Genomic DNA, 25998 nt, shown 5'->3' on the forward strand with positions numbered 1-25998 from the left:
CCCACCGGCGGAAAGCCGGTTCTCCATCACCGGCGGAAAGCCGGTTCTCCATCACCGGCGAAAAAGGAGAGGCGCCCGGGGCCCGGCTGCACCTACCGTCCCCCGCATGACTGTGATCGTGCGCGATTTCCGGCCGTCCGACGCCGAGGAGTGGACCCGTGTCCGCCGGGCTTCGGTCCCCTACATGGTGGCCACCCCCGAGCAGGTACTCCACGACCAGGCCCACGCCCATCCGGACCGGCACTACCGGCTGCTGGTCTCCGAGGAGGACGGTGAGATCATCGGTACGGCGCAGGCGGGCATCAGCCACGACAGTCCGGAACCGGGGCAGGGGTTCGTCACCCCGCACACGCGCCCCGGCCGCACCGGCCGCGGCGCGGGCTCGCTGCTGCTGAGCACGGCGGAGGAGCACCTGGCGCAGGCCGGGGCCACGGTGGTGTACGCGTGGGTCCTGGACAACCCGGAGAGCCTGGGCTTCGCCCATGACCGGGGCTATCTGCCCAAGCGCTCGGCCCACTTCCAGCGTCTGGACCTGGCGGGCGGTTCCCTGCCGCCGCGTCAGGAGGTCCCGGCGGGCGTCGAGCTGAGGACGGGCGCCGACTTCGCCGACGATCCCCGGCCGCTGTTCGACGCGGACGTCGAGGCGACGGCGGACGAGCCGGGTGACATCTCCATCGAGCTGGACGACTACGAGGACTGGCTGACGAACATCTGGCGGCACCCGGCCTTCGACCAGGAGCTGACCTCGGTGGCGCTGGTGGACGGGAAGGTGGCGGCGTTCAGCGCGGCCACCACCGACGGGGCGCGGACCTATCTGAGCGCCATGACCGGCACCCTGCGGGACTTCCGGGGGCGGGGCCTGGCGAAGCTCGCGAAGAACGACTCGCTGCACCGGGCGCGGGCCGCCGGGTACACGGACGCGTACACCTCCAACGACGCGGGCAACGGGCCGATGCTGGCCATCAACGAGTGGTTCGGCTACACGGTCTGCGCCACGGAGGTCCGGCATGTCCGCACCCTCCCCTGAGCCCGGCGCGCCCCGCGCCGGCGGCGCACGGGACGTGGTCGTCGCCCTGACCAAGGCGGGCCGCACCAAGATCAGGTATCCGGCGGAGCTGGTCCGCGACGACGGCGTCCGTATCACCGTACGGGCCCCGTGGGCCGCGCCCGGGGTGCGGGACTTCGGCTTCGTCCGGTTCGAGCCGGGCGATGTCCTCACCGAGCACTACTGGCGTGACCGGTGGTTCGCGGTGAAGGAGGTCCGGGGCGGCGACGGCGGGCTCAAGGGCTGGTACTGCGACATCACCCGGCCCGCCGTCCTGGCCGACGGGGTGCTGGAAGTCGAGGATCTGGACCTGGACCTGTGGGTGTCGGCGGACGGCTCGTCCGTACTCCGGCTCGACGAGGACGAGTTCGAGGCGAGCGGCCTGGCCGGTCGCGACCCGGCGGCGGCCGGGGCGGCGGCCTCAGCCCTGGACGAGCTGGAACGCCTGGCCCGGACCGAAGGGCTGGCCGGGCTCCTCTACTGAGCCCCTCACCGGTCGGTGTGCGGAGGGGCCGCGGGCCGGTGAGCTCGTGGGGGCTGCCCGCCACCGGGAGCGGCCAACTGCCGGTGGCGGCCGGGATCAGCTGGTGAACACCACGGGGAGGCGGCCCGGTCAAGGGCGGGGACGGAAGCCGGCGACCAACTCCACCTCGTATCCCGCCGGGTCCTCCAGATAGGCGGCGCAGTGGGTCTCACCGCCCGAGAACGGATGGCGGTCGGGGAACAGCAGGCGCCAGCCGTGCTCGGGGGCCTCGGCCGTCAGCGCGTCGAGGGCGGCCCGGTCCGCGACATGGAACGCCAGGTGGTTGAGGCCGGGGCGGCGGCGGTCGTGGCCGTCGGCGGCGAGGTCGGGCGACTGCTCGACCACGACATAGGCGTCGCCGCGCCGCCAGCTTCGGCCGTGCGCCCAGCGCTGGTACGGGACATGGCCGAGGCGGCCCAGCAGCCAGCCCCAGCTGCGCTCCGCCCCCGCCAGGTCCGCCACCCACAGCTCGATGTGGTGCACGCGCCCGGTGACCTCTCCGGCGGCGGGCAGCGGGACGCCCAGGCGGACGCCGCCCGGCTCGTACGCGATGGGGTCCCCGTCCCGATGCCAGTGGATCATGAAGTGCTCCCCCGCCCGGTAGCCGTCCAGGCCAGCCCGGCAGTAGGCGACCATGTCGTCCGGCAGGGCTGCCAGCGGGGACCAGACCAGCTCGGAGCACTTCTCCGGCTCGGCGTTGCGCGGTGGGCGCTCCGGGTCGTACTCCGCGACGAAGAACCAGCCCATGCGGGCGCCGCCGCCGGGGCCCCGGTGCTGCATCACGAGCGCCACTCTCAGCTCGTCGGGGTCCAGATCGAGACCGATCTCCTCGGCGGCTTCCCGGATCATCGCCTCGCGGACGTCCTCGCCGTCCTCCGCGTGGCCCGAGGGCATGTGCAACAGGCCGTCCGCATAGCCCGTGTTGGAGCGGCGGGCGAGCAGCACGTCGGGGCCCCGGCGCAGGATGAGGTGGACGTCGACGACCTCGGTGTGCCGGTGCGGGGGCATCGCGCGGGCCACCAGGGCGTAGCGCTCGTCATCGACCTCCCCGCCCCACAGCCGCGCGTCGGCGGCGAGGTCCTCGTGGTGGACGCGCTCGGTGTGCGCGGAGAGCAGACGGGTCAGCGTGGTGGCGGGCAGCCCCACCCCGCCCCACACCCCTTCGACGAGGACCAGCCGCCCGCCCGGCTTCAGCAGACCGAACCAGTGCTCCAGGGCCGCCGCCGGATCGGGCAGCAGCCAGACGACATGGCGGGCCACGATCGCATCGAACGCGCGCTCCCCGACCGGGGGCCGGGCGGCGTCCCCGACCAGCACCTCGGCTCCGGTCCCGGCGAGCTTGGCCCGGGCCCGGTCCGCCATCCGGGGCGAGCGGTCGACGGCTGTGACGCGGTGGCCCTGGCCCGCGGCGAGCAGGGAGAGACTGCCGGTGCCGCACCCCAGGTCCAGCACATCGCCGCGGACGGCGGGCAGCCAGCTCTCCAGCCGCCCGGCCCAGGCGTCGCGCACCGCGGGGTCGAGGAGTCCGTGGTCGGGCTCCTCGTCGAAGGATCCGGCCGCCGCGTCCCAGTCGATCGTGGTCATGGTGTCGATGCTCTCAGCCACCACTGACAGTGCGGGAGTCCTCGGCCGTTTCCGGCCGCCGCGCCTTCTGACGACCAGCCGGTGGACGAGCGGCCAGGCCACGATCAGCGCCACCATCGCGTGGACCGCGACGGAGAAGGGGGTGTTGACCAGGCCGGTCGCGCTGCCGTCGCTGATCTGGAGTGCGCGGCGCGGCTGCTGTTCGGCGGCCGGGCCGAGGATCACCCCGATGACGGCGGGCAGCACCGGAAGTCCGTAGCGCCGCATCCCGAACCCGATCAGTCCGATGACCAGCAGGACCACCAGGTCGAGGGACTCGCCGCCGACCGCGTACGCGCCGACGGCGGCGAAGAAGAGGATGCCCGCGTACAGGGAGGCGATGAGCCCCCCATCGATCGGCCATCGCCCCTCCCCCGCAAGGCCTGTGCACCCTTCGTCGTCGAGTATCAGGCACCCCACCGACAGTCGTCGTGCACGGCCGGATACGGGACTTCCTGAGCGCCCTCTTAGCCTCGCCTTAACGGCACCATAAGGATCGCCATCACCCTGCCCCAGCAGGCGTTTTCGGCGTTTCGAGCGGCTAGCTTGCTGATCGCCCACCCCCGCAGCCGTGCCGTTCCAGAAGGAGATCCACCCATGACCGCTCGACGCAAGGCCACCGGGATTCTCGCCCTCGGTTTCGTCCCGATCGCGCTGGCCGGGCCGGCCGCCACCCCGGCCGTCGCGCACGGTTCGCTGACCGATCCGGTGAGCCGGGTGTCCGCGTGCTTCGCGGAGGGTCCGGAGAGCCCGAAGTCGGCGGCGTGCCGGGCTGCCGTCGCGGCGGGCGGTACGCAGGCGCTGTACGACTGGAACGGGGTGAACATCGCCAACGCGGCGGGCAAGCACCGCGAGCTGATCCCGGACGGCAAGCTGTGCAGCGCGGCCAACGACAAGTTCAAGGGGCTCGACCTGCCGCGCGCCGACTGGCCGGCCACCGCGATGTCGGCGGGCAAGCACACGTTCCGGTTCCGCGCGACGGCCCCGCACAAGGGCTCGTTCGAGCTGTACATGACCAAGCCCGGCTATGACCCGACGAAGCCGCTGGCCTGGTCGGACCTGGAGGCGAAGCCCTTCGCGGAGGCCGCCGAACCGGTGCTGGAGAACGGTTCGTACGTCTTCGACGGCACGATCCCCGAGCGCGCGGGGCGGCAGCTGATCTACACGGTGTGGCAGCGCTCCGACTCCCCCGAGGCGTTCTACGCCTGCTCCGACGTGACGTTCGGCGGCGGTTCGGCGGGCAGCGGCACGCAGGACGGCGGGGCGGAGAAGGAAGAGGCGCAGCAGGGCGGTGGCTCCGGCGCCCAGGCCCCGGCTCCGGCCCCCTCCGCGCCCTCCGAGGACGCGATCGCCGAGGGCGCCGAGAAGTCCTCCGTCGAGCACAACGGGCACGGCGACGACGACGCGAACACCGGGGCGAAGGTCAACACCGCCGCTCCGGTCTCCCCTTCGGACAAGGACAAGGACAAGGCCGACAGCACGGGCGAGGGCAACGCTCCCGAGGTCAACACCGCGAGCAAGGACGAGGTGCTCGCCGAGACCGGTGGCTCCGGCAGCAGCACCTACCTCGCCATCGGGGGCGCCGGGGTGCTCGCCGCCGGTGCGGCCGTGCTGTTCGCCTCGCAGCGCCGCCGGGCCGCCGCGTCGACGGGCCGTCACAGTCGCTGACCGGCACTGACCGGCGCAGCAGCCTTCCGTACCCCTGCCGCGTCCCTCCGGGACGTCGGGCGCGGCAGGACGTGACGGGCCGGGGCCCGCCGTCCGCCCCACCGGACGGCGGGCCCCGGCCCGTTGTCGTATCGCGATGTGCCGTAACGCGTCGTCGGGGCCCGCGGGTCAGCCGATCACCGAGGCGCAGGTGGTCGGGGTGGCACGGGCCGGGTCCAGGGCGTTGGCCACTTCGTGGAAGGCGATGCGGTCGATGGTGCCGATCGCCACGTGCTCGGACAGGTCGAGCGGGCACAGGTCCTGAAGGAGGACGTTACGTACGTTCGGGCCGTCCAGGTACTGCGTGCGGTACGGGGTCACGACCTGGTCGTACTTGGTCGCGATGACGGTGTAGCGAACACCGGGGACGGTGTCGCCGCCCGCGGTGAGCTTGGTGATGAAGGGCGAGCCGGCGACCTGGTCGGCGAGGCCGGGCGTCTTGTCGGTGATGAACTTCTCGACGCCGGGGAAGAGCGGCAGCAGCTTGGTGAGGCCGAGCAGCGTGGTGCCGTGGTTGCTCGGGGCGATGCCGACGAGGGCGTTGACCTTGTCGGCGCCGCCGAGGAACTTCAGGTAGTAGTTCGGCATCATGCCGCCCTGGGAGTGGCCGACGATGTCGGCCTTCGGGGCTCCGGTGGCGGCGAGCACCTTGTCGACGAACACATCGAGCTGTTCGGCCGACTTGTCGACAGGGCCGAGACCGTGGAAGAACGGCACGCCGGGGAGCTGGCCGTAGTCGAGGGAGAAGACGCAGTAGCCCCGGTTGACCAGGTAGGGGGCGAGGAACAGCCAGTTGTCGATGGAGTTCCCGAAGGTTCCGTGGACCAGGACGACCGGGCGGGGATGGGCGGCGGAGGGCTTGCAGGAGTAGTCGTTCCAGCCACGGGAGGTGGCCGTTGCGGCGGTGGGGGTGGCCGCGCTCGCGGTCGCGGTGGGGGCGACGAGAACGGTGAGGGCGAGTAGCAGGGCTGCGAGAGAGCTGCGCACGCGGGGAACGCGCGCAGCACGGATCCAGGGCAGCATCGTGTGGTCTCCTTGCGGCTCAAGGGAGTGCGATGGCGGTGCGCCCTGTGGCCCGGACCACAAGCTCTGTGTGCTCATGCCAAATTACGCACGAGTAAGGTGGGGAGGGAAGTTACGCGTCGGTAAAAACTGGCGCGGCGTCACCGTAGATCAGGTAATGGGCGTCCGGAGATCGAGTCATGGACGCCGGAGACCGGGTCATGGGTGTCCGGAGACCGGGTCATGGGTGTCCGGCCCTGAAGCGCCGGACGCCCCGCGTGTCAGTTCAACCCCGTCGCTCAGGCCGCGAGTCCCGCCGGTTTCACCGCGCCGGGCCCGAACCTCTCCCTCAGCCGGTCCGCCACCTCCTCGATCCGGCGCGTCCGCTCGTCCGCCGGGTCGAAGGTGAGCTGACGGGAGGCGCGTCCGGCGTCGGCCAGCCCCTCCGCGCGCAGCGCGATCCCCCGCACCCGGGCCCGCTGGAGCCCGAAGGACTCGTGGATGCGGTAGGCGAGCGCGGTGAGCGCGGCCGAGTGCGCGGTGGGCTCCCGCAGCGTCCGGCTCCGGGTCAGGGTCGCGTAGCCGGTCCGGTCCGCGAACCGCACCGAGACCGCGAGCGACCCGCACACCCGCCCCTCGCCCCGCAACCGTGCCCCCAGCTCCTCGGTGAGCGAGAGAAGCGCGCGGCGGTGCCGCTCGGGGGCCAGTTCGTCGCACGGGAAGGAGCGTTCGGCGGCGATCGAGCGGGCAGCAGCGTTCGGAGCGACCCGCGTACGGTCGATGCCCCGCGCCCGCTCCCACACCTCGCGCCCGGTGCGTACGCCGGTGATGCGCTGGAGCGTGGCCAGGGGTGCGGCGGCGATCCGGCCGACGGAGTCGAGCCCGTATCCGCACAGGGTGCGCGCCGTGGCTGCCCCGACACCGTCCAGGGCGACGGCCGGGAGCGGCGCGAGGAACGCCGCCTCCTCACCCCGGTCCACCACGAAGGTGGTCCCGGGCGCGGCCCGCCGGGCGGCCGTCCGGGCCACGAGGGGGTTGCTCCCCGCCCCGATCGCGCAGTCCACGCCGTGCAGGGCGAGCGCCCGGACCCGGATCAGCGAGGCCAGGCCCCGCGCGTCCCGCCCGAAGTAGCGCAGTGCGCCGCTCACATCGGCGAGCGCCCCATCGGGCGGGGCGGCCTCGACGACCGGGGTGAGCGCGCCGAGCAGGGCGAGCAGACCGGTGTAGTCGGCGCTGTCGGGGGGCCCGCCGGCGGTCCTGAGGAACCGCAGGGAGAGGACGCACGGGCCTTTTGCCCCACTGCCGTTCATCCCGCGCTCCCCTGCGACTGGTGCCACAACTTCCTCCCCGTGGGCGTCCCTTCGCCGGGTGGCTGAAGGTCGGCCCAGGGGTTCATCTCGTAACCGGTCTCCATCCGTATACGACGTCCGGGCCCGGAAGCCCCTTCCCCGGCCTCCCCCTCGGCGCCCTCCCCGGACCCCTCTTCCGGGCCCTCCGCCAGCCGGGCCGCCACCGCGTCGAGCCCTCCGGTGCGCCGGAGTTCGGCCAGCTCCGCGAGGTTCCAGGCGGCCGCTCCCACCACGCTCAGGCTGCGCGCGCCGCGCCGCTGCACCACCCCGCGCACCAGCAGCAGCCAGGAGTGGAAGACCGTGTGGGCGCAGACGGCGTGACTGTCCTCGAAGAACGCCAGGTCGGCCAGGCCGGTGCCGTCGTCCAGGGTGGTGAAGACGACCCGGCGGCCGGAACGCATCGGCGGCGTCTGGGTGGCCACCTTGGCCCCCGCGACCAGCACGGTCTCCCCGTGCCGGGCCTCGCGCAGCCGTTTGGCGGAGACCACTCCCAGCTCCTTCAGGAAGGCCTGGTGGTCCCCCATCAGATGGCGTGAGACATCCATGCTCAGCACCCCGAGTTCGGCACTCAGCCGCTCCGCCTCGTTGAGGTCGGGCAGTCCGACAGAGCCCGTGCGGTGCCCCTCCCCCAGCGGGAGCTGGTCCCCGCCGGCACCGGAGCCGGAGCTCCGGTGGGCCCGGTGCAGCTCGGAGAGGTGCAGCAGCAGGTCGCGGCGGTTGGCGCCGAAGGCGTCCAACGCGCCCACCTGCGCGAGCCGTTCGGCGATCGGGCGGCCCGGGCGGGCGCGCTGCCAGAAGTCCAGCAGCGAGGCGTAGGGCTGCCCCTCCTCGATCCGGGCGGCCTCGGCCTCGCTGATGCCGTGGACGTCCGAGAGCGCGAGCCGCAGCCCCCAGACTCCCTTCCGACCCCCCTCACCAGACACCAGTTCGATTTGATGGGCGACCGCCGACCGGTTCACATCCAGTGGCAGTACCGGCACCCCGCGCCGCCGGGCGTCCGCGAGCAGCAGCCGCTTCGGGTACATCCCGGGGTCGTGCGTGAGCAGACCGGCGTAGAAGGCGGCCGGGTGGTGCGCCTTGAGCCAGGCCGACTGGTACGTCGGCACGGCGAACGCGACGGCGTGCGCCTTGGCGAAGCCGTAGCTGCCGAACGCCTCGATGATCCTCCAGGTGCGGGCGATCACCTCGTCGTCGTACCCCATGGCCGCCGCACGCCGGGGGAACCACTCCCTGATCAGCTCCTGCGACTCGGGGTGGGAGAGTCCGCGCCGCACCCGGTCGGCCTCGCCCCGGCCGCAGCCGGTCATGATGTCGACGATCTCGATGATCTGCTCGTGGAAGACGACCACGCCGTAGGTGCCGCTCAGCGCTTCCGCCAGGTCACGGTGGGGGTAGCGGACCGGCGCGCGGCCGTGCCGGGCCTCGATGAACGGCCGCACCATGTCGGCCGCGACCGGCCCAGGCCGGAACAGCGAGATGTCGACGACCAGGTCGTGGAAGGTGGCGGGCTGGAGCCTGGCGACCAGGTCGCGCTGGCCCGGCGACTCGATCTGGAAGCAGCCCAGCGTCTCGGCGGTGCGGATCAGCCGGTACGTCTCCGGGTCGCCCGGCGGTACGGCGTCCAGGTCCACGTCCGTGCCCGAGGCGCGTTTCAGCTCCGCGACGGCGTGCGCCATCGCCGACTGCATCCGTACGCCCAGCACATCGAGTTTGAGCAGCCCGAGGTCCTCCACGTCCTCCTTGTCGAACTGCGCCATCGGGAAGCCCTCGCCGCTGGTGGGCATGACCGGCGTACGGTCCATCAGCCCGGCGTCCGAGAGCAGCACCCCGCACGGGTGCATGGCGATCCCGCGCGGCAGTGCGTCGAGCCCCTCCACCAGCTCCCACAGCCGCCCGTACTTCTCCTGGTTCCGTGCGACCTCCTTCAGCTCGGGCAACTCCTCCATCGCGGCGCGGGCGTCGCGGGCGCGGATGTGCGGGAAGGCCTTGGCGAGCCGGTCGGTCTCGGCCGGGTCCATGGAGAGCGCCGCCCCGACGTCCCGGATGGCGTGGCGCACCCGGTAGGTCTCGGGCATGGCCACGGTGGCGACGCGCTCGGGTCCGAAGCGTTCGATGATCCGGCGGTAGACGTCCAGGCGGCGGGCCGATTCGACGTCGATGTCGATGTCGGGCAGTACGAAGCGGCGCTTGGACAGGAAGCGCTCCATCAGCAGTCCGTGCTCGACCGGGTCGGCGTGGGCGACACCGAGGAGGTGGTTGACCAGGGACCCCGCTCCGGAGCCGCGCGCGGCGACCCGGATACCCATCTCCCGTACGTCGTCGACCACCTGGGCGACCGTCAGGAAGTAGGAGGCGAAGCCGTGGTGGGCGATGATGTCCAGCTCCTCGCGCATCCGCTCCCAGTAGGCGCGGTCACGGTCGTAGCCGCGCCGCACCATCCCGGCGGCGGCCCGGGAGGTCAGAACCCGCTGGGCGGTACGCCGGCCGGCGCCCACCAGATGCGGTTCGGGGAAGTGGATGCCGCCCAGCCCGAGGTCGGCGGCGGGGTCGACGCGGCAGGCCTCGGCGGTGTGCCGGGTCTCCGCCAGCAGCCGGGCCGCCGCGCCCTGCCCGAGCCCGGCGGCGGAGGCGACCCGCTCGGCGGTCTCCCGCATGGCGCCCTCGCCCTTGAGCCAGCGCTCACCGCTGTCCAGGGGCGAGCGGCGCGGGTCGAGGGGGACGAGCCCGCGGGCGGAGTCGAGGACGTCGGCGACGGGCCCCTGCCCCGGGTCGGCGTACCGGACGGCGTTGGTCAGCACGGCCCGTACGCCCTGTTCCGCGGCGAAGCCGAGGGTACGGGCGGCCAGCCGCAGCGAACCGGGGCCGGTGCCCGCGCGGCCGTGGTGGACGGCTTCGAGGCGCAGGTCGTCGCCGTACACCTCCCGCCAGGGCGCGAGCAGCGCGGCGGCCCGGTCGGGGCGTCCGGCGGTGAGCGCCCGGCCCACTTCGGAGGCGGGCCCGAGCAGTACGGTCAGCCCGTCGGCGGGCAGTGCGGCCCGGGCGACGAGGGGCGGCCCCGCGGCACCGGCGTCCCTACCGCCCGCGCCCCGCGCATGGGCGGCGGTGACGAGACGGCACAGCCCGGCCCAGCCGCGTGCGCCGTCCCGGGCGAGGAAGGTGACCCGGGGTGCGGATTCATCGACAAAGGCACCCCCGCGTACCGGGGTGCGCGGACGCACGGCCCGGCCCGGCCCCTTCGCGTACGGCTCCACCGCGAGGTCCGTCCCGAAGAGCGGCCGGACGCCGACCCCCTTCTCCCGGCAGGCCTTGGCGAAGCGGACCGCCCCCGCGAGGGTGTCGCGGTCGGTCAGCGCGAGGGCGTCCATCCCCCGTTCGGCGGCACGCTCGGCGAGCCGCTCGGGGTGCGAGGCCCCGTACCGCAGGGAGAACCCCGAAACGGTGTGCAGATGCGTGAACCCGGACATCCGCACCTCCTTGACCGCTACGACCGTTCCGCCACTCACCACCCCCTGCTCTCCACCATAGACCAAGCTTCGAACATTCGTACGATAATCAATGTGGGTCGCACCACGCCGCCCCGCCGCCCCTCGTTTCCCCCTCCCCGATCCACCCCTTCCGCCATTCAGCCCCGTCCCGCCTGCGCGGACACCACCCCGACCGGACGGTTGGGGCATGACTTTCGTCGACGAGGTGAAGAACGCCGTCACTCCACGGGCCGCCCTGCTCGTCATCGGGGTGCTCGGACTGCAACTGCTGTTCATCGCGTCCTACGTCGGGGCCCTGCACAAGCCGAAGCCGACGGACGTCGCGTTCGGGGTGGTGGCACCGCAGCAGATGTCCCAGCAGCTCGTCGACCGGCTCGACGACCTGCCCGGCGGGCCGCTGGACCCCCGTACGGTGAGCAGCGCCGCCGAGGCTCGCGATCAGATCATGAACCGCGAGATCGACGGCGCCCTGATCGTCGCGCCGGAGGGCCGCACCGACACCCTGCTGGTCGCCTCCGGCGGCGGAACCGCCCTGACCACCGCGCTGGAGCGAATCCTCACCGAGGCCGACGCCTCCCAGCAGCGGGCCGTGCGGACCGTGGACGTCGCCCCGGCCTCCGACGAGGACTTCAACGGACTCTCGTCCTTCTACCTGGTCGTCGGCTGGTGCGTGGGCGGCTACCTCTGCGCCTCGATCCTGGCGATCAGCGCCGGCGCCAAGCCCGCCAACCAGCAGCGCGCACTGATCCGGACCGGGACCATGGCGCTGTACTCGATCGTCGGCGGCATCGGCGGCGCGATCGTCATCGGCCCGATCCTCGGTGCGCTGCCCGGCAGCTTCTGGGGGCTGGCCGGCCTGGGCGCCCTGGTCGTCTTCGCGGTCGGCATGACCACGCTCGCCCTACAGGCCCTGACCGGCATCGTCGGCATCGGCCTGGCCGTCCTGATCATCGTCATCGCGGGCAACCCGAGCGCGGGCGGCGCCTTCCCGCTGCCGATGCTCCCCGACTTCTGGCGGGCGATCGGGCCCGCCCTTCCCCCGGGCGCGGGCACCTGGGTGGCCCGCTCCATCGCCTACTTCCAGGGCAACGCGGTCACCGGCCCGCTCCTGGTGCTCTCCGCCTGGGCGGTCGTCGGCACGGCCGTGACCCTGCTCCTGTCGATGCGGCGCCGGTCGGAGAAGGGCGCGGCCCTCACTTCCTGACGATCCGCCCGTGGGGCCGCCGACGATCCACTCGTGGGGCCGCTGACGATCCGCCCATGGGGCCGCCCGGCGGCCCCATCTGACGTACACCCCAATTTCTGATGTCAGGTTGACTTAACGCCTAGACATGACAGGTCCATGACGACATTGTGGAGCCGCCTCGTACCACCCGACGAGGAGCACGGCCGGGACACCCCCTTCCACCCCCACGGAGGTCGCTCATGCGTCGTCGATTCACCGCCCCGCTCGCCGCGGTCGCCCTGTCCCTCCCGCTCACCCTGATCACCGCCGGTTCGGCCGCGGCAGCCCCCGCCGACAAGCCCCAGGTCCTCAGCTCCTGGACCCAGACGAGCGCTTCCAGCTACAACGCCTGGAACGCCGCACGCAACAACCAGGGCGCCTGGGCCGCGTACGGCTTCAACTGGTCCACGGACTACTGCAGCAGCTCCCCCGACAACCCGTTCGGCTTCCCCTTCCAGAACTCCTGCGCCCGCCACGACTTCGGCTACCGCAACTACAAGGCCGCAGGCACGTTCTCCGCCCACAAGAGCCGCATCGACTCCGCCTTCTACGCGGACCTCAAGCGCGTGTGCGCCGCGTACTCCGGCGCCAAGCGCACCTCGTGCAACAGCACGGCCTGGACCTACTACCAGGCCGTGAAGATCTTCGGCGTCGCCCCGGCCGAGACCGCCCCCGGCAATCTTCCCCAGGCCGCCTGACCCGTCACCGCCCTTTCGCGCACGGGAAGAGGCCCCCGGCCGGACCGGGGGCCTCTCCTCGTTGCCGTACTCAGGACGCGTACGTCCTCGGGGTCAGCGGTCAGCCGATCTCGGCGCCGTAGGCGGCCAACGCCTCCGGTACCGGCTGGAAGAAGGTCGTACCGCCCGAGGAGCAGTCGCCGCTGCCGCCCGAGGTCAGGCCGAGTGCGGTGCCGCCCGCGAAGAGGGCGCCGCCGCTGTCGCCCGGCTCGGCGCAGACCGTCGTCTGGATGAGGCCGCGGACGATGTCGCCGTTGCCGTAGTTGACCGTGGCGTCCAGCGCGGTGACCTCGCCCTCGTGCACCTGGGTGGTCGAGCCGCTGCGGGTGACCGCCTGGCCGACCGTGGCGTCGCCCGCCCGGGTGATCTGCTGGGTAGAGCCGTTGTAGAGGTTGACCTCGCTCGGGCGCGCGATGTCCGAGGTGTACTTGACCAGGCCGTAGTCGTTCTCCGGGAAGCTGGAGCCCTCGGTCCTCCCGATCTCCGAGCCGCCCTGGGTGTCCGACCAGCTGGCGACCGACTCGGTGCAGTGGCCGGCGGTCAGGAAGTACGGTTCGCCGTCCTTGACCACGTTGAAGCCGAGCGAGCAGCGCGATCCGGAGCCGAAGATCGCGTCGCCGCCCGCGATCAGCGGCTTGAACTCGCCCGCCGTCCTGTTCAGTTCGGCCGCGCCTCCGAGCCTCTCGACCACGGCCGAGAGCTTCTTCCACGCCGCGCCGTCGACCGTGCTGTCGGCGGTGACGAGCACCTTGTTGGTCACCGGGTCGACCGCCCAGGAGGTGCCCGGGATCGTCGCCTTGTCGGTGAGGGCCTGCCGGGCCGACTTCAGCTCGGCGAGGGAGTTCTCCACGATCCTGGCCCTGCCGCCCGCCTGGCGGACCCGCTCGGCGGCGGCCTCGTCGACGACGTTGACGACGAGGGCCTTCGCCTTCGTGTCGTAGTACGTCCCGGCCGCGTCCGTGCCCAGGTCCCGGTCGAGAGCGGAGGCCAGCTTTCCGGCCGCGTCCGCGCTGAGCGCCTTGACCGTGAACTCGGATACCTCATCGCTGGCGTTCGCAGTCTGGAACGTGAATCCCGCTGCGACCAGAGCGACGACGGCCGAACCGGCCAGCGTCGCGCGCTTCCTGGATATGCGTCGATGCTTCAACTTCGACCTCCTGTGGGGCCGTGCACGGAGCAAGTGGGGTGCCCGTACACGGAGGATGGGGCGCCCACTATTCCGAGGCCGCCGATAGCACACAAGGTCGACTTCGAGACGTGCACACCACACCGACGCTTCGCACGCGGGGCGTTCACTTACCCCGGGTCATGCCATGTCGGTTCCGTTTGCGAACACCCGGTGCGATCACCGACGGCCTCTGGGTGAGGACTAGTCCTGTCCGGTATTCGCCCAGCCGGTCCGGATGGCGCACCCACTTGTCCGGATTCCGACGGAGATCGTCCGCCGGGAGCCTCCCAGGGCCTTCACAGTTCCTGTCACCGAACAGTCCCCGTAACGCCTCTGATGGGTCATCATCGAACGACGGCACACGCCGGGCACGCCGTGCCCGGACCGGCCGGGTGACCGATCTGAGGAGGCGCGGGTGCGCAGTCGGGTGCGCGCGGCGGACGGGCGGCATCTGATGGTCGAGCGGCTGGGCGATCCGCGGGGCAGACCGGTCTTTCTGCTCCACGGGACCCCGGGCAGCAGGCTCGGGCCCGCTCCCCGCGGCATGGTCCTGTATCAGCGCCGCACACAACTGATCACCTACGACCGCCCGGGGTACGGCGATTCGGACCGGCACGAGGGCCGCCGGGTCGGCGATGTCGTCGAGGACGTCCGGGCGATCGCCGATTCCCTGGGCCTTGCCCGCTTCGCCGTCGTGGGCCGCTCCGGCGGGGCCCCGCACGCGCTGGCCTGCGCGGCCCTGCTGCCCGAACGGGTCACGCGTACCGCCGCCCTGGTCCCGCTCGCCCCCTGGGGCGCGGCCGGGCTCGACTGGTTCGACGGGATGGCCGCGTCCAATGTGGACGCGTACTCCACAGCGGCAGCCGACCCGGACGGGCTCGCGGAGTCCTTCATCGTCCGCTCGGCGCAGATCCGGCGCGACCCGGTGAAGCTCCTGGACGATCTGCGCCGGGAGCTGACCGACTCCGACCGGGTGGTGGTCAATGACGCGGGCATCCGGTCGATGCTGCTGCGCAACTACAGCGAGGGGCTGCGCATCTCGGCGTACGGCTGGATCGACGACGCCATCGCCTTCTGCAGCCCCTGGGGCTTTGAACCCTCCCGGATCAGGGGCCGGGTGCTGCTCTGGCACGGGGTGAAGGACGTGTTCTCCCCGGTCGGCCACTCCCGCTGGCTGGCCGGGCAGATCCCGGGTGCCACCGCCGTACTGGAGCCGGCGGCGGCACACTTCGACGCGTTCTCCGTCCTTCCCCGCGTCCTCGACTGGCTGCTGGACGACCGGGCCGATCCGGACCGGCCGCTGCCCTCCGCCGTGCCGCTCTGACGCGGGGAGAGCAGCGCCGCGCCGGGCCCGTACGCCAGGGCCCGGCACAGAGATCAGGCTCGCCCGATCACACCGCCAGCGGTTCCAGTTCGCGCCGGAACCTGCGCTCGTCCCGCGCCATCCGGGTCAGCGGGTGGTCGTCGCCCAGCTGACGGGCCAGTTCGTCGACGACCTCCGCCCGCACGTGCAGGGCCTCGTCCTTGCGCCCCATGGCATCCAGCGTGACCGCGATGTTCGAGGTCATCGCCAGTGTCTCCGGGTGGTGCGCCCCGAGGGCCTCCTTGAGCTGACCGGAGACCGTGCGCTCGGCCCTCAGGACGAGGTCGAGATCGCCCGCTTCGGCCGTGGCGTTGGCCAGGTTCATGACGCAGAACAGCGTGTGCGGGTGATCGTGCCCGAAGATGTCCCGCATCGAGGCGACCACGCGGCGGTGCACCCGCTCCGCCTCCTCCGCCTCTCCCACACCCGACAGATAGACGCCCAGGTTGTTCTGGGCGGCCAGGGTGGAGGGGTGCTTGTCCCCCGGCACCTTCATGTACTGGTCGACGACCTCCTGGGCGGTCTCCCGGGCCTCCGCCGCCTCGCCCGCCGCGAACAGGTCGGCGGCCAGGTTGAGGTCGCAGGCCAGCGAATCGGGGTTGGCGGTGGTGTACTTCGCCCGGTACCGGGCGCGGGTGGCGACCGTCAGCCGGTGCGCGTCCTCCAGCCGGCCGGCCCGCCGCAACGACACCGCCAGGCTCTTCGCGGCGCTCAGGGTGGTGGGGAAGCTGCGCCCCAGGGTCCGTTTGCAGCTGTCGTAGGCGCGGCTGAGCAGGCCCACGGAGTCCTCGTACCGCCCGACCTCCCGCAGATCGCGGGCCAGGTTCATCGCGGAGGACAGGCTGTAGGGGTGCTCCGGGCCGAGCACCTGGGAGCGCAGGTCGTAGACGTCCTGGTCGATCTCGCGGGCGCGGGCGTACTGGCCGACGCTGCGCAGGTTCAGGGCCAGGTTGTTGGCGGCGGCCAGGGTCCGGGGGTGGGAGTCGTGGAAGATCTGGCCGAATCCCTCGTGGGCCTCGGTCGCCATCTCGATCGCCCGGCCGTAGTCCCCGAGCAGCCCGAGGTCGATGGCCAGGCTGCTGGTGGTCATATAGGTGTGCGGGTGCTCCGGGCCCAGCACCTCGCGCTGCCGCTGGAGCGTGAACTCGTCGAGCTCCTTCGCCTCCACGTAACGCCCGCGGGTGCGCAGGATGTTGGAGAGGTGGAAGCAGAGGTACAGGTACTGCAGGTCCCGCTCCCCCAGCTTCTCCTGCCAGATCTCCCGCAGCTCGTCGCCCAGCGCCCCCGCGGTCCTGACGTCGCCGCGCTTCCAGAGGTAGCGGACCCGGTCGATCAGGAGCCTGCGGGTCTCCGGCTCCTTGCAGTTGCGGGCGTCGGAGGGGCCCAGGTGCGGCCAGATCGTCGTGAAGCGCGGCCAGGTGTCCGGGTTGTCGATCGGCTCGTCGTCGTCCGGGCGGGCGCCGGCCAGGATGCGGTGGACGACGTGCCGGGCCTCGCGCTGCTCCTCCTCGCTGAGCTGCGCCTTGATCACGGCCTGGACGAGGCGGTGCACCTGGATGGAGTTGGAGACCTGGTCGACCTTGGCGAGGGCGAACCGGCCGATCTCCCGGATGACCCGGCCCAGCACCAGCTTCTCCTGGAGCGAGGAGTCGTACGGTTTCAGCGCGTCGATCATCTCCTTGCTGTAGAGGAGGTTCGCGGAGATCGGTTCCGGGGCGAAGAAGGCGCAGAGCTGGAGCAGCCGTACGGCCGCGGGCGAGCGCTCCTTGAGCCGGGCGATGGAGATGTTCCAGGTGGCGGCGACCGGTTCCGGGTAGCCCGCGGGCTGGTTGAGGGCGAGGACCTGGGGCGCCTGCTGGGCGAGCTGTTCGAGATAGGCGTCGATGGGGGTGGCGGTCTCCGCGATCCAGGCCGCCGCCTGCTCGACGGCGAGCGGCAGGTCGCCCACGGCGGTGGCCACCTGGTCGGCGTCCTCGTCGCTGAGCCCCGGGGCCCGGCGCTGGAGGTGCTCGATGGACTCCTCGCGCAGGAAGACGTCCACGGGCAGGGCGTCCCCGTGCTGGGACCAGCTCTGGTTGCGGGAGGTCACCAGGATGTGGCCGGAGCCTCCCTGCGGGAAGTAGCGGCGCAGCTGCTCGGGGTCGTCCGCGTTGTCGAAGACCAGCAGCCAGCGGTCCGAGGGCACCCCGCGCCGCAGCAGGTCGACGGCCTCCTGCGAGGCGACCGCCATGTCGTCGCCGCCCTGGGCTCCGAGCCGGACGGCGAGTTCGGCGAGCGAGGCGACCACGTCGTCGGGCTGTTCGGACGATATCCACCACACCAGGTCGTAGTCGGCCATGAAGCGGTGCACGTACTCCAGGGCCACCTGGGTCTTGCCGACACCGCCGAGTCCGTACAGGGTCTGCGGCTGCGGCAGGACGACGGCCAGACCTCCGCCGAGCTGGTCGCGCATCCGCTCCAGGACGAGCGAGCGGCCGGTGAACCCGGGGTTGCGGGGCGGTGCGTTCCAGATCCTCGGTACGGTGCCGGGGAACCGGGGCCCCGGGGCCACACCGTCGACCAGCTGCACCGGCCGGTCCAGGGCGCGCATCAGGGCCGTGGTGGCGTGCACCTCGTCGAGGCGGAAGAGGTCGACCGGGTTGCGGTCGATGTAGGGGGCGCTGAGGCGTACGTCGCCGACCCGCAGGGGCAGCAGCTGGCGGCGGCCGCCGCCCGGGTCCTCGGCGACCGCCCGCTCCCACAGCTCCACGCCGCGCTGCGACTTGAGGTAGGCGGTGGAGAGCAGCACCACCGTGCGGGCGGTGTTCTCGGTGGCGGAGCTCGCGGTGTCCTCGGGCGGGCGGTCGGCGGAGACGTCTCGCGGGACGACCCGGAAGCCGGCCCGGGTGAGGACGGACTCGATCCAGTCGGCCCACATCCGGTTCTCCGCCACATAGCTGAGGAAGAGGTCGGCGGGCAGGGCGGGCCTGCGCCGGGTGAAGGCGTCGCGGATCCGCAGGCGGACCTCTTCGCCGATCGGGGGCATCGAGGTGATCTCGCGGCCGGTGATGACCGCGGTGAGCCGTTCGAAGGCGGAGAGCAGCGAGTTGGTCAGCCCGGCCTCGTCGCCGAAGGTGGCGAGCGTCTCCTCGTAGGCGTAGTAGGGGCGGTAGGGGATCTCCACCGCGCCCCAGTAGGCGGTGAGTTCGTCGCCGGACATGTCGCGGGGCAGCCGGTCGAACTTGAGCCGGGCCAGTGCCCGTCCGGCGTCCGCCTTCTCCTTCTCGCCCTCGTCGATACGCATGGGGACGGGGAAGATGGAGATGGGGCGGCCGGTGTAGCGCTCGGCGATCTGACGGGCTACGGAGGCCGCGCCGTCGATGGACTGGTCGCTGAGGGTGAAACAGTCGACGAGCACGTCCGGGAGATGGACGGTGCAGATGTCGGCGATGTCGCTGAGGCCGGTCCGGCTGTCGATGAGGACGTAGTCGTAGTTGGCCTTCATGTCGTCGCGCAGCGCGTCGAAGAAGTGGCCGCCGCCGAGCCGGTCGTAGAAGTTGTCCCAGTCGAAGGTGGAGACGGTCGCGGAGTACTCGCGGTTCTGCCGTCCGGCGGAGACGAAGTCGAGCGTGCCGCCCTGCGGGAACTCCCAGCCGAGCGTCTCCGGGGTCAGCGACACGGCGTGCGGCTGGATGCGGGCGTAGTCGCGGTGCCAGTCGTCGGCGCGCTGGGCGGGGCTGGTCGCGGCCCAGGCGTACTCGGTGATCAGGTCGATCACTCCGGTGGTGGCGCCGAGGGTGGCGGGGTCGAGGAAGGGGTGGAAGAACCGGTGGAGTCCGGGCGCCTCCAGGTCCCAGTCGACGGCCAGCACCCGCTTGCCGTTGGCCGCGAGGATCCAGGCGGTGTTGGCGAGGGCCATGGTGCGCCCGGTGCCGCCCTTGTACGAGTAGAAAGTGACGATGCGTCCGTCACGACCGGTACTCATATGTCCTCCGCTTCCGTCGCGAGGTCGTGCGGATCGGGTGTGTAGCTGGTGGCGCCCATGGGGCCGGTGAGCCGGGTCCGTTCGCCGTGTCCGCCGCCGGTGCCCGGCGGGTAGGCCGTCGCGTGTCTCAGATACTGCTGGGCGGCCACCTCGACGACCTGGGGCAGGAGTTGCCCGAAGGCCTCCATCGTGGGCACGCCCCGGGCGGCGGCCCGGCAGAAGGTCCGGCCGTGGCGCATCCTGGCGGGCATGGTCGCTTCGAGTTTCCCGGTCAGCTCCGCCTCCGCGGCCCGGCTCTGGTGGTCGTCGCGGCTCCACGGCACGACCATGGTCACCCAGGGGCGGTTCTCGGCGTCGAAGGCGGCGAGCCTGAGGCGGCGGTCCTCGTCCTGGAGGGCCCAGCGGTCGACGATGAGGATCTCCGGGGTGCTGGGCGGGGCCTTGCCCTCGGGCTGGCCCGGCTCCTCGTCGAAGGAGGTGATCTGGGCCTGGTAGTTGAGCGAGCGCACCAGCTCCTCGGCGACGTAGGCCAGGGGGCGGGCGGCATCCGGGTGGTAGGGGTTCCAGTCCTGCGGGTGGTCGCCGTAGTAGTCGGCGTCGCGCCCCTCCGGCAGCTCGTGGCGGGTGGGTGCGGCGATGGTGATCCGCATCGGCCGGGGGGCGCCGACCCCGCTGCTGGGGGAGCCGAAGGCACTGGGGGCGAGGCGGTAGTCGACGGGGCGGCCGGTGTCGATACGGACCGAGTCGGCGACGCTGACGATGCGTTTGGCCAGTTCGTAGACGGCCCGTTCGTACTCCTGGGCGAAGAGCCTGAGCTTGATCAGGCCGTAGAGGCCGTCGCTGACGTAACGGTCCCCGAAGTCGCGGTGGTTGAACTGTAAGCGCTCAGCCGATCCGGGGAGCTGGCTCGGCGGCACCGGCACCCAGAGGGCGGGGACGATGGCCTCGGCGGGCTGGTTGGAGCGGGCCCGGTGGTGGATGGCGCGCTGCTCGAAGGCGTACCACTCCTTGCCGCACATCTCGCTGGCGAAGTAGCGCGGCGAGAACAGCGGGACGAAGACCCGGCAGGTGGCGAGGACGTCACCGAGCCGTTCCGACCAGCCCTCTCCGGAACGTATCTCCCGGTCCATGAATCCCGCGGGCGCGCCCGCGGGCAGGTCGGTCATGGCCATCACATGACCGCAAAGATCTTGGAAAAGCCGCTCGACCCACATATCGGGGTCAGTACCACCGCCGTACCCCGGTGTGTGGGCGTAACTCAGAAAGAAGTACGGCCGATGGTCCGCCGCTCGCTGCTGCGTCGATGCGTGCACACGACCCCCGTCCTGTATGAGCACCCGCACCCAAGGTCGGTGATGAATGCGAGCGGATTCATCATTCCGGAGTGGACCTTGTTCCACCCCCCTGACGTTCAGTCATTCAACGCCGCTTTCCAGTCATTCATACCCAGGTTTCGTCAGAGTCTTTCTTGATCGAAAGTAATCCTGGGGTGCTTATCCCTGCTTGTCCCCGTGTGTACCGCGCCGCTCCCCCGGCGCACCGCCCCGCTCGCCTCCTTGCGCAGGAGATCCAGCAGCCGCAGCCCGTCCACCGTCGGCTCGGCCGCCCCTTCGAGGAGGTCGAGCGCTTCGGGCACCCCCCGGAGGAAGCGGGGGTCCAGCGCGGCGAGCCCCACGCGCTCGTAGGCGTCGGCCAGCAGCCGGGAGAACGGGACCTCCTCTTCCTGCCAGGGCGACCGATGGGTCCAGGCCCCGTCCGAGGCGTAGAGGTCCGTGACGTCGAGCAGGGCCCGCAGTCCCGTACGCCGGTGGCCCCGCAGCAACGCGAGTGCCAGCTCCTCCGCGCCCCCCGTCACCGGCAGGCCGAGCGCCCCGTAGCCGTGCGGCCGCCCCTCCTGCCGCCCCGGCCCGCACGGCGCGGGCGGCCGCACCGGTGTCAGCGTCGTCAGACCGGCCGCCGCGGCCGCGGCCTGCTCCGGAGCGGCCTCCGCCAGCAGCGCCCACGCCCGGCCGATGACCGCGGCCCACCGGTCCGCCGCGTCCGGCGCGAGGCGCGGTGCGGCGGGTGCGGTGAAGCAGTCGCGGTACGGGTCGAGGTCGTCGAGCAGGAACGCGGGGGCACCGGCCGCCGCGAGCCGTCGGACCGGGCGCCAGCCGGGGGCGCCCCTGCCGTCCAGCGCGATCGCGCGGCGGGTGCCGTCCTCGCTCCGGACCTCGAACCCGTCGCCGGTGGCGCGCACCGAGACGCGGCCGCTCTCCCCGGGGCCACCGAGCCGCAGCTCGCCGAGGGTGGGCAGGGCGATGCGTCCGGCGCGGTACGTGACGGGGACGGCCAGGTCGAGACCCCCCCGTACGGCCGCCGCCGCGACCTGGGCGGAGAGGCGCAGCGCGGCGCCGACGGCCTCCGGGCTCCCGGCGCGCAGCCCTTCGAGCACGTCCAGCAGCCAGGTGCGCGCATACGGGTGGGCCAGGACCTCGTCGAGGGCGGCGGCGCCCGACTCGGAGGACTCGGCCTCGGCCGCGATCGCCCAGGCCTCGTCCCACTCCTGCCCCGCGCGGCCGTCGAGATCGGCGTGCAGCAGGGCGAGCAGAGTGCGGGTCAGATCCTGCTGGGCGGCGGCCAGGTCCGCCGGGTCGCCCAGCGCCGGGGAGACGGTGGCCGACTCGGTGCGCTGCTGGATGCCCCGGACGAGCGCCTCCAGGTCGGCGCAGTAGACGGAGGGGTTGTCGAAGCCGCTCGCCGAGCGGTAGCGGTGGGTGTAGAGCCCGCCGCCGCACGAACGTACGACGGGGCACCGGCGGCAGGCCTCGCCGACCCCCGCCAGACCGAGCTGCCGGGCCCGGACTCCCGGGTGGCCGGCGACCTCGTCCAAGGAGTGGGTGAAGACGTCGAAGCCGGTGGCGGCCGCGCCCTCGTAGGCGCTCTTGAGCGAGTCGACCTGCTCCAGCTGGCCGTCCGTCTCGACGACGACGAGGTCGGTGGGGGCCAGGCCCAGGGATTCGGTGAGGCTGGGGCCGCCGCCGAGGGTGGAGAGCACCGAGGAGAAGAGGCGGACCGGAACCGGTCGCCCCTGTTCCTGCCAGCGGTCGAAGACCGCGAGGAGCCAGGTGGCGTACGCGGTGGGCGATCCGTCCGGGCGGGGCGGCGGCTCGTCCCAGGTGGCGTGCGGGAGGAGGAAGTCGACCAGCGGCGGTTCGAGGTCGGTCAGGGCGTCCAGGACCGCGACGGGGTCGTTCTCGATGTCGATGGTGCACAGGAGGCCGAGGTTCAGATGGCGGTAGCGATCCTGGCCGAGCAGCTCCACGGCCTTGAGGACCAGGGGGTGGCTGCTGCGCCCGTCGGCGTAGCGGCGGTGGCGGTCGTTGGCGGCCTTGTCGCCGTCCAGCGAGATGCCGACCTTGACGCCGAACTCGTCGAAGAGGTCCAGATAGCGGGGGCTGAGCTGGAGGCCGTTGGTGTGGATGCGCAGATCCAGGTCGGCGATGCCCGCGAGCGCGGAGCCGAACTCCTCGCAGACGGTCCGCAGCCGTGCGGGACCGGCGAGCAGAGGCTCCCCTCCGTGCAGGATCACTGTCACGGAGGGCAGTGCATGAGTCCCGGCGTGCTCAGCGAGTCGCTGGGCCGTCCGGCGAATGACGTGGTCAGAGATAACCTTCGGCCTGGTTCGCCAGCTCTGATCCGCGTGTTCATAGACATAGCAATGGTCGCAGGCGAGATCGCACCTGCTGTGAACCTTCAGAACGATTTCGCGGAATGGCACCGCGGGTCCTGTCATTTCACCAGTCTAGCCAGCTGCTGACACCGCGTCATACCAGCCGGCGGGTATCGCTGGTGAGTCGCCTACAGCGCAGAGTTGAAGGTGGCGGTCTGCGTGGAACGACCGGTCGTCGATGCGAACACGCGCCCGAGCTTCAGCGCGGCAGCGCTGTCCGAAGCCTCGATCTTCGCGAGTGGAACACGACTCTTCTTCGCAACAGCGAAGGAGGGAGAGGATTCGTAGGTCTTCACGGCCGTCCTTGATGGGTTCGTTCCGGACACGGAATGAGCACCGGCAACTGCACCATTGCAGTGTCCGGCGGGACGACTTTACTCTCATACCCCGCGCGCGCAACTCTTGCGCGCGGGCACAACCTCCGGTGAACGCGCGGCTGCTCCGAATGGATCGGAACATTTCATTCCGTCATGCGGGGAAAACGGTACGGGACAAAGGAGCGATCATGACGGCGATTCCGGGACCCCTACAGAGCATGGTCTTCCGGAACGCCGACCTGCCCGTCCTGTTCCATCACACGGATGCCATCGCCGTCGCCCGTCAGCGCGAGGCCGTGAACACCACCCGCGGACAGCTGGCCCTGCTCGCCGCGGGAGCCGTGCCCGCGGCCCTGCCGTGGCAGGTCCAACTCGGGGGCTCGTTCCAACTCCTCGACGCCGCAGCGGCGTTGGCGTACCTCGGTGTCCTGATCGCGACCTTCCTCGCCTCCCGCCGCAAAGCAAAGTCGCACTGGCAACTGAATCGCTCGGCGGCCGAGTTCATCAAGTCCAACTGCTGGCGGTACGCGGTCCACGGCTCGCCCTTCGACAGCTCGGCCGAACACCCCGAAGCCCTGTTCGCCAATCGTCTCGAAGAAGGCCTTCAGGAACTGCGGAAAGTGGGCTGGGCGGACCCTCGCGAGGAGCTGGTGGATTCCGGCGGCGGCCTCATTACGGAATCGATGCGCACCTTACGGAACAAGGCCTACACCGTCCGCAAGGAAACATATGTACGGGACCGGCTCATCGAACAGCGGCGCTGGTACCGCAGACGTCAGCAGGTCTCGCGGCGCGGGGCCCTCCTGTGGTCGGGGGCCGTCGTCGCCCTGACCCTCCCGGCGCTGGCGCTCAGCGTGCTCCAGACCTTCGGAGTGGGGCGCGCCTTCGGGCTGACCGGGGTGCTGTCCGCGGCCGCCGCCGCCTGCCTCGCCTGGAACGAGATGCGCCGTCACCATCCGCTGATCTCGGCTCATTCGCTGGTGGAGCAGGACCTGGAGTCGATGCAGGCCGCGATGGAGACCACCCTCACCGAGCGGCAGTGGCCCGCCGCGGTGTTCGAGACCGAGCGGATCGTCTCGCCCGAACACACCGACTGGCTGGTCAGACACCGGGTATGAGCCGGGCGGAACCGGCGGGGCTCAGGTGCGCAGTACCCCGTCGCGCCAGATGACGGTGACCGGGCGGCCCAGGGCGCGGGCGTATGTCACGATGTCGCCCGTCCCGCCGAGGCCACGGGCCGGGCGGCCGTCCCAGACGGCCAGCAGCCGGTCGCAGTGGTCGGCGATGTAGGCGCCCGCCGCGTAGTACGCCTCGTCCGTGGAGTGGGGGAAGTCCAGCCGGACCTCCTGGGCCGCGCGCGCCCTGAGCGCCCGGTAGCGGGCCAGGTCGACGGCGTTCTCGAAGCAGGCCTCGTAGTCGCCGCTGGGGATCACCGCCGTCAGCTTGGCCCCGCAGGCCAGGGCCAGGTCGGCGAAGAGCTGGTCGGCGCCGACCGCCAGGCTGGAGAGCGCCTCGGTCGCGCCGTCGAGGCCGCACAGCTCGGCCCGCAGCCCCGCGAGCACATGGGCCTCGGCCTCGGCGGGGATGGAGCGGTGACCGGTCACACCGATGCGATTCACGGACCTGCTACCCCCTGATGCCGTCGTGGGCGCCATCCTCTCAAGAGCTCCCCGACGAGCGGGAGCCCCCGTCCGGAATTCCGGACGGGGGCTCGTATGTACGGATACGGCTCCGGGCGCGGCCCGGTGCGCCGGTCAGTACACGCTCACGCCGTACGCGTTCAGGGCTTCGACGACCGGCTGGAAGAAGGTCGTGCCCCCGAAGTAGCAGTTGCCGCTGCCGCCGGAGGTGAGACCGATCGCCCGGGTGCCGGAGTAGAGCGGGCCGCCCGAGTCGCCCGGCTCGGCGCACACGTTGGTGCGGATCATGCCGTAGACGACGTCGCCGCCGCCGTAGTTGACGGTGGCGTTGAGTCCGGTGACCGATCCGCTGTGGGTGCCGGTCGTGGAGCCCCGGCGGGTGACGGCCATCCCGACGGTGGCGTTGGCGGCGCTGGTGATGTCCTGGCCGCCGACCGTGCCGTCCTTGGGAATGGTGGTGTTGGTGTAGCGCACGATGCCGTAGTCGTTGTTCGGGAAGCTGGACGCGGCGGTCGTGCCGAGCACGGTGGTGCGGGCGGAGTTGGCCCACCAGGTGCCCGTCCCGTTGGTGCAGTGACCGGCGGTCAGGAAGTAGTAGGCACTGCCCCTGCGGACGTTGAAGCCGAGGGAGCAGCGTCCGGTGCTGGAGTAGATCGCGTCGCCGCCGGAGATCAGTTTGGTGAACTTCCCGGGCGTGCGCTCGATCGTGAGGGCGGAGGCGTTGGCGCCGGCCGCCTTCTTGATCCGGTTGATCTCGTCCTGTGTGACCGTGCTGTCGACGGTGACGAGGAGGCGCTTGGTCTGCGGGTCGATGTTCCAGGCGGTGCCCGCGATGTCGGCGCCGAGCACGGCGTCACTCGCCGCGGTCAGCTGGTTGGCGCTGAACGTACGGGGGGTTTCGGCGTTCGCGGTGGGGATGGCCATGGCCGCGACGGCGGCGAGCCCCGCGAGGACGGCCGTGGTACGGACGCCTCTCGCCACGCTGGAGCGGTTGCTGGTGCGCTTGATCCTCACTTCGGGTTCCTCCGAGGGGAATCGGGGGCCCTCCTGTGGGGTGGTGGGCCCGTGAGGCGCAGTCGGGGGCCTGCCCGGATTCCGGAGTTGCCGTGCCCCTGACAATCGCTGACGGGAGTATCGA

18 protein-coding genes are annotated in these 25998 nt (G+C 71.8%); 7 read left to right on the forward strand and 11 right to left on the reverse strand.

Annotated features, from left to right (window positions below):
- Positions 1-106: 106 nt before the first annotated feature.
- On the forward strand, positions 107-1027 hold the full coding sequence (locus tag RI138_RS05070; protein WP_311118930.1) for a GNAT family N-acetyltransferase: 921 nt from the start codon (positions 107-109) through the stop codon (positions 1025-1027).
- Positions 1008-1529: a DUF402 domain-containing protein gene (locus RI138_RS05075; RefSeq protein ID WP_311118931.1), complete on the forward strand. Its 522-nt coding sequence runs from the start codon at positions 1008-1010 to the stop codon at positions 1527-1529. Before RI138_RS05070 ends, RI138_RS05075 begins: the two co-directional genes overlap by 20 nt.
- 129 nt (positions 1530-1658) lie before the next feature.
- Here the strand turns inward: RI138_RS05075 and RI138_RS05080 are convergent, their stop codons facing one another.
- Positions 1659-3152, reverse strand: coding sequence for a trifunctional class I SAM-dependent methyltransferase/NUDIX hydrolase/VOC family protein (locus RI138_RS05080; protein WP_311122804.1), 1494 nt, complete (start codon positions 3150-3152; stop codon positions 1659-1661).
- A gap of 636 nt (positions 3153-3788) precedes the next feature.
- On the opposite strand from RI138_RS05080, the gene RI138_RS05085 reads away from it, so the two are divergent.
- Positions 3789-4859 (forward strand): lytic polysaccharide monooxygenase auxiliary activity family 9 protein, encoded by a 1071-nt coding sequence (locus RI138_RS05085; protein ID WP_311118932.1) that lies wholly within the window; start codon positions 3789-3791, stop codon positions 4857-4859.
- 168 nt (positions 4860-5027) lie between these two features.
- On the opposite strand, the gene RI138_RS05090 is transcribed toward RI138_RS05085, so the two are convergent.
- From RI138_RS05090 to RI138_RS05100, 3 genes are all read right to left on the reverse strand, one after another.
- A complete protein-coding gene (locus RI138_RS05090) occupies positions 5028-5921 on the reverse strand; it encodes an esterase/lipase family protein (RefSeq protein ID WP_311118933.1) in 894 nt (297 codons plus the stop codon).
- 278 nt (positions 5922-6199) lie between these two features.
- The gene (locus RI138_RS05095) at positions 6200-7210 is read right to left on the reverse strand and encodes a DNA polymerase Y family protein (protein ID WP_311122805.1); all 1011 of its coding nucleotides are present in this window, start codon (positions 7208-7210) and stop codon (positions 6200-6202) included.
- Positions 7207-10713 carry a DNA polymerase III subunit alpha gene (locus tag RI138_RS05100; protein ID WP_311118934.1) on the reverse strand — a complete coding sequence of 1169 codons (3507 nt, stop codon included), beginning with the start codon at positions 10711-10713 and terminating at the stop codon, positions 7207-7209. Before RI138_RS05100 ends, RI138_RS05095 begins: the two co-directional genes overlap by 4 nt.
- Before the next feature lie 208 nt (positions 10714-10921).
- Here RI138_RS05100 and RI138_RS05105 point away from each other — a divergent pair, with 208 nt between their 5' ends.
- Positions 10922-11938 carry a DUF3533 domain-containing protein gene (locus RI138_RS05105; RefSeq protein ID WP_311118935.1) on the forward strand — a complete coding sequence of 339 codons (1017 nt, stop codon included), beginning with the start codon at positions 10922-10924 and terminating at the stop codon, positions 11936-11938.
- A 221-nt stretch (positions 11939-12159) separates the two neighbouring features.
- Complete coding sequence (locus tag RI138_RS05110; protein WP_311118936.1) at positions 12160-12657, forward strand: phospholipase; 498 nt, start codon at positions 12160-12162, stop codon at positions 12655-12657.
- Positions 12658-12757: 100 nt separating this feature from the next.
- On the opposite strand, the gene RI138_RS05115 is transcribed toward RI138_RS05110, so the two are convergent.
- Positions 12758-13843, reverse strand: coding sequence for a S1 family peptidase (locus RI138_RS05115; RefSeq protein WP_449343291.1), 1086 nt, complete (start codon positions 13841-13843; stop codon positions 12758-12760).
- Positions 13844-14279: 436 nt separating this feature from the next.
- Between RI138_RS05115 and RI138_RS05120 the strand changes: the two genes are divergently transcribed.
- Positions 14280-15188 (forward strand): alpha/beta fold hydrolase, encoded by a 909-nt coding sequence (locus RI138_RS05120; RefSeq protein WP_311118938.1) that lies wholly within the window; start codon positions 14280-14282, stop codon positions 15186-15188.
- A 67-nt stretch (positions 15189-15255) separates the two neighbouring features.
- On the opposite strand, the gene fxsT is transcribed toward RI138_RS05120, so the two are convergent.
- The 4 genes from fxsT to fxsA all read right to left on the reverse strand — a co-directional run bounded on the left by fxsT (position 15256) and on the right by fxsA (position 23199).
- Positions 15256-19191, reverse strand: coding sequence for an FxSxx-COOH system tetratricopeptide repeat protein (gene fxsT / locus RI138_RS05125; protein ID WP_311118939.1), 3936 nt, complete (start codon positions 19189-19191; stop codon positions 15256-15258).
- Entirely contained in the window at positions 19188-20528 is a 1341-nt protein-coding gene (gene fsxC, locus RI138_RS05130) for an FxsC protein (RefSeq protein ID WP_311118940.1), read from the reverse strand. The genes fxsT and fsxC overlap by 4 nt, the downstream gene beginning before the upstream one ends.
- 119 nt (positions 20529-20647) lie before the next feature.
- A complete protein-coding gene (gene fxsBH, locus RI138_RS05135) occupies positions 20648-22966 on the reverse strand; it encodes a radical SAM/SPASM protein FxsBH, inactivated beta-hydroxylase extension form (RefSeq protein WP_311118941.1) in 2319 nt (772 codons plus the stop codon).
- 65 nt (positions 22967-23031) lie between these two features.
- Positions 23032-23199: an FxSxx-COOH cyclophane-containing RiPP peptide gene (fxsA, locus tag RI138_RS05140; RefSeq protein WP_311118942.1), complete on the reverse strand. Its 168-nt coding sequence runs from the start codon at positions 23197-23199 to the stop codon at positions 23032-23034.
- Positions 23200-23408: 209 nt separating this feature from the next.
- On the opposite strand from fxsA, the gene RI138_RS05145 reads away from it, so the two are divergent.
- Complete coding sequence (locus RI138_RS05145) at positions 23409-24338, forward strand: DUF4231 domain-containing protein (RefSeq protein ID WP_311118943.1); 930 nt, start codon at positions 23409-23411, stop codon at positions 24336-24338.
- A 21-nt stretch (positions 24339-24359) separates the two neighbouring features.
- Here the strand turns inward: RI138_RS05145 and RI138_RS05150 are convergent, their stop codons facing one another.
- Positions 24360-24839, reverse strand: coding sequence for a hypothetical protein (locus RI138_RS05150; protein ID WP_311118944.1), 480 nt, complete (start codon positions 24837-24839; stop codon positions 24360-24362).
- 135 nt (positions 24840-24974) lie between these two features.
- The gene (locus tag RI138_RS05155; protein ID WP_311118945.1) at positions 24975-25874 is read right to left on the reverse strand and encodes a S1 family peptidase; all 900 of its coding nucleotides are present in this window, start codon (positions 25872-25874) and stop codon (positions 24975-24977) included.
- Positions 25875-25998: the final 124 nt, after the last annotated feature.

The sequence above is a fragment of the Streptomyces durocortorensis genome (genome assembly GCF_031760065.1).
Classification (GTDB): domain Bacteria; phylum Actinomycetota; class Actinomycetes; order Streptomycetales; family Streptomycetaceae; genus Streptomyces.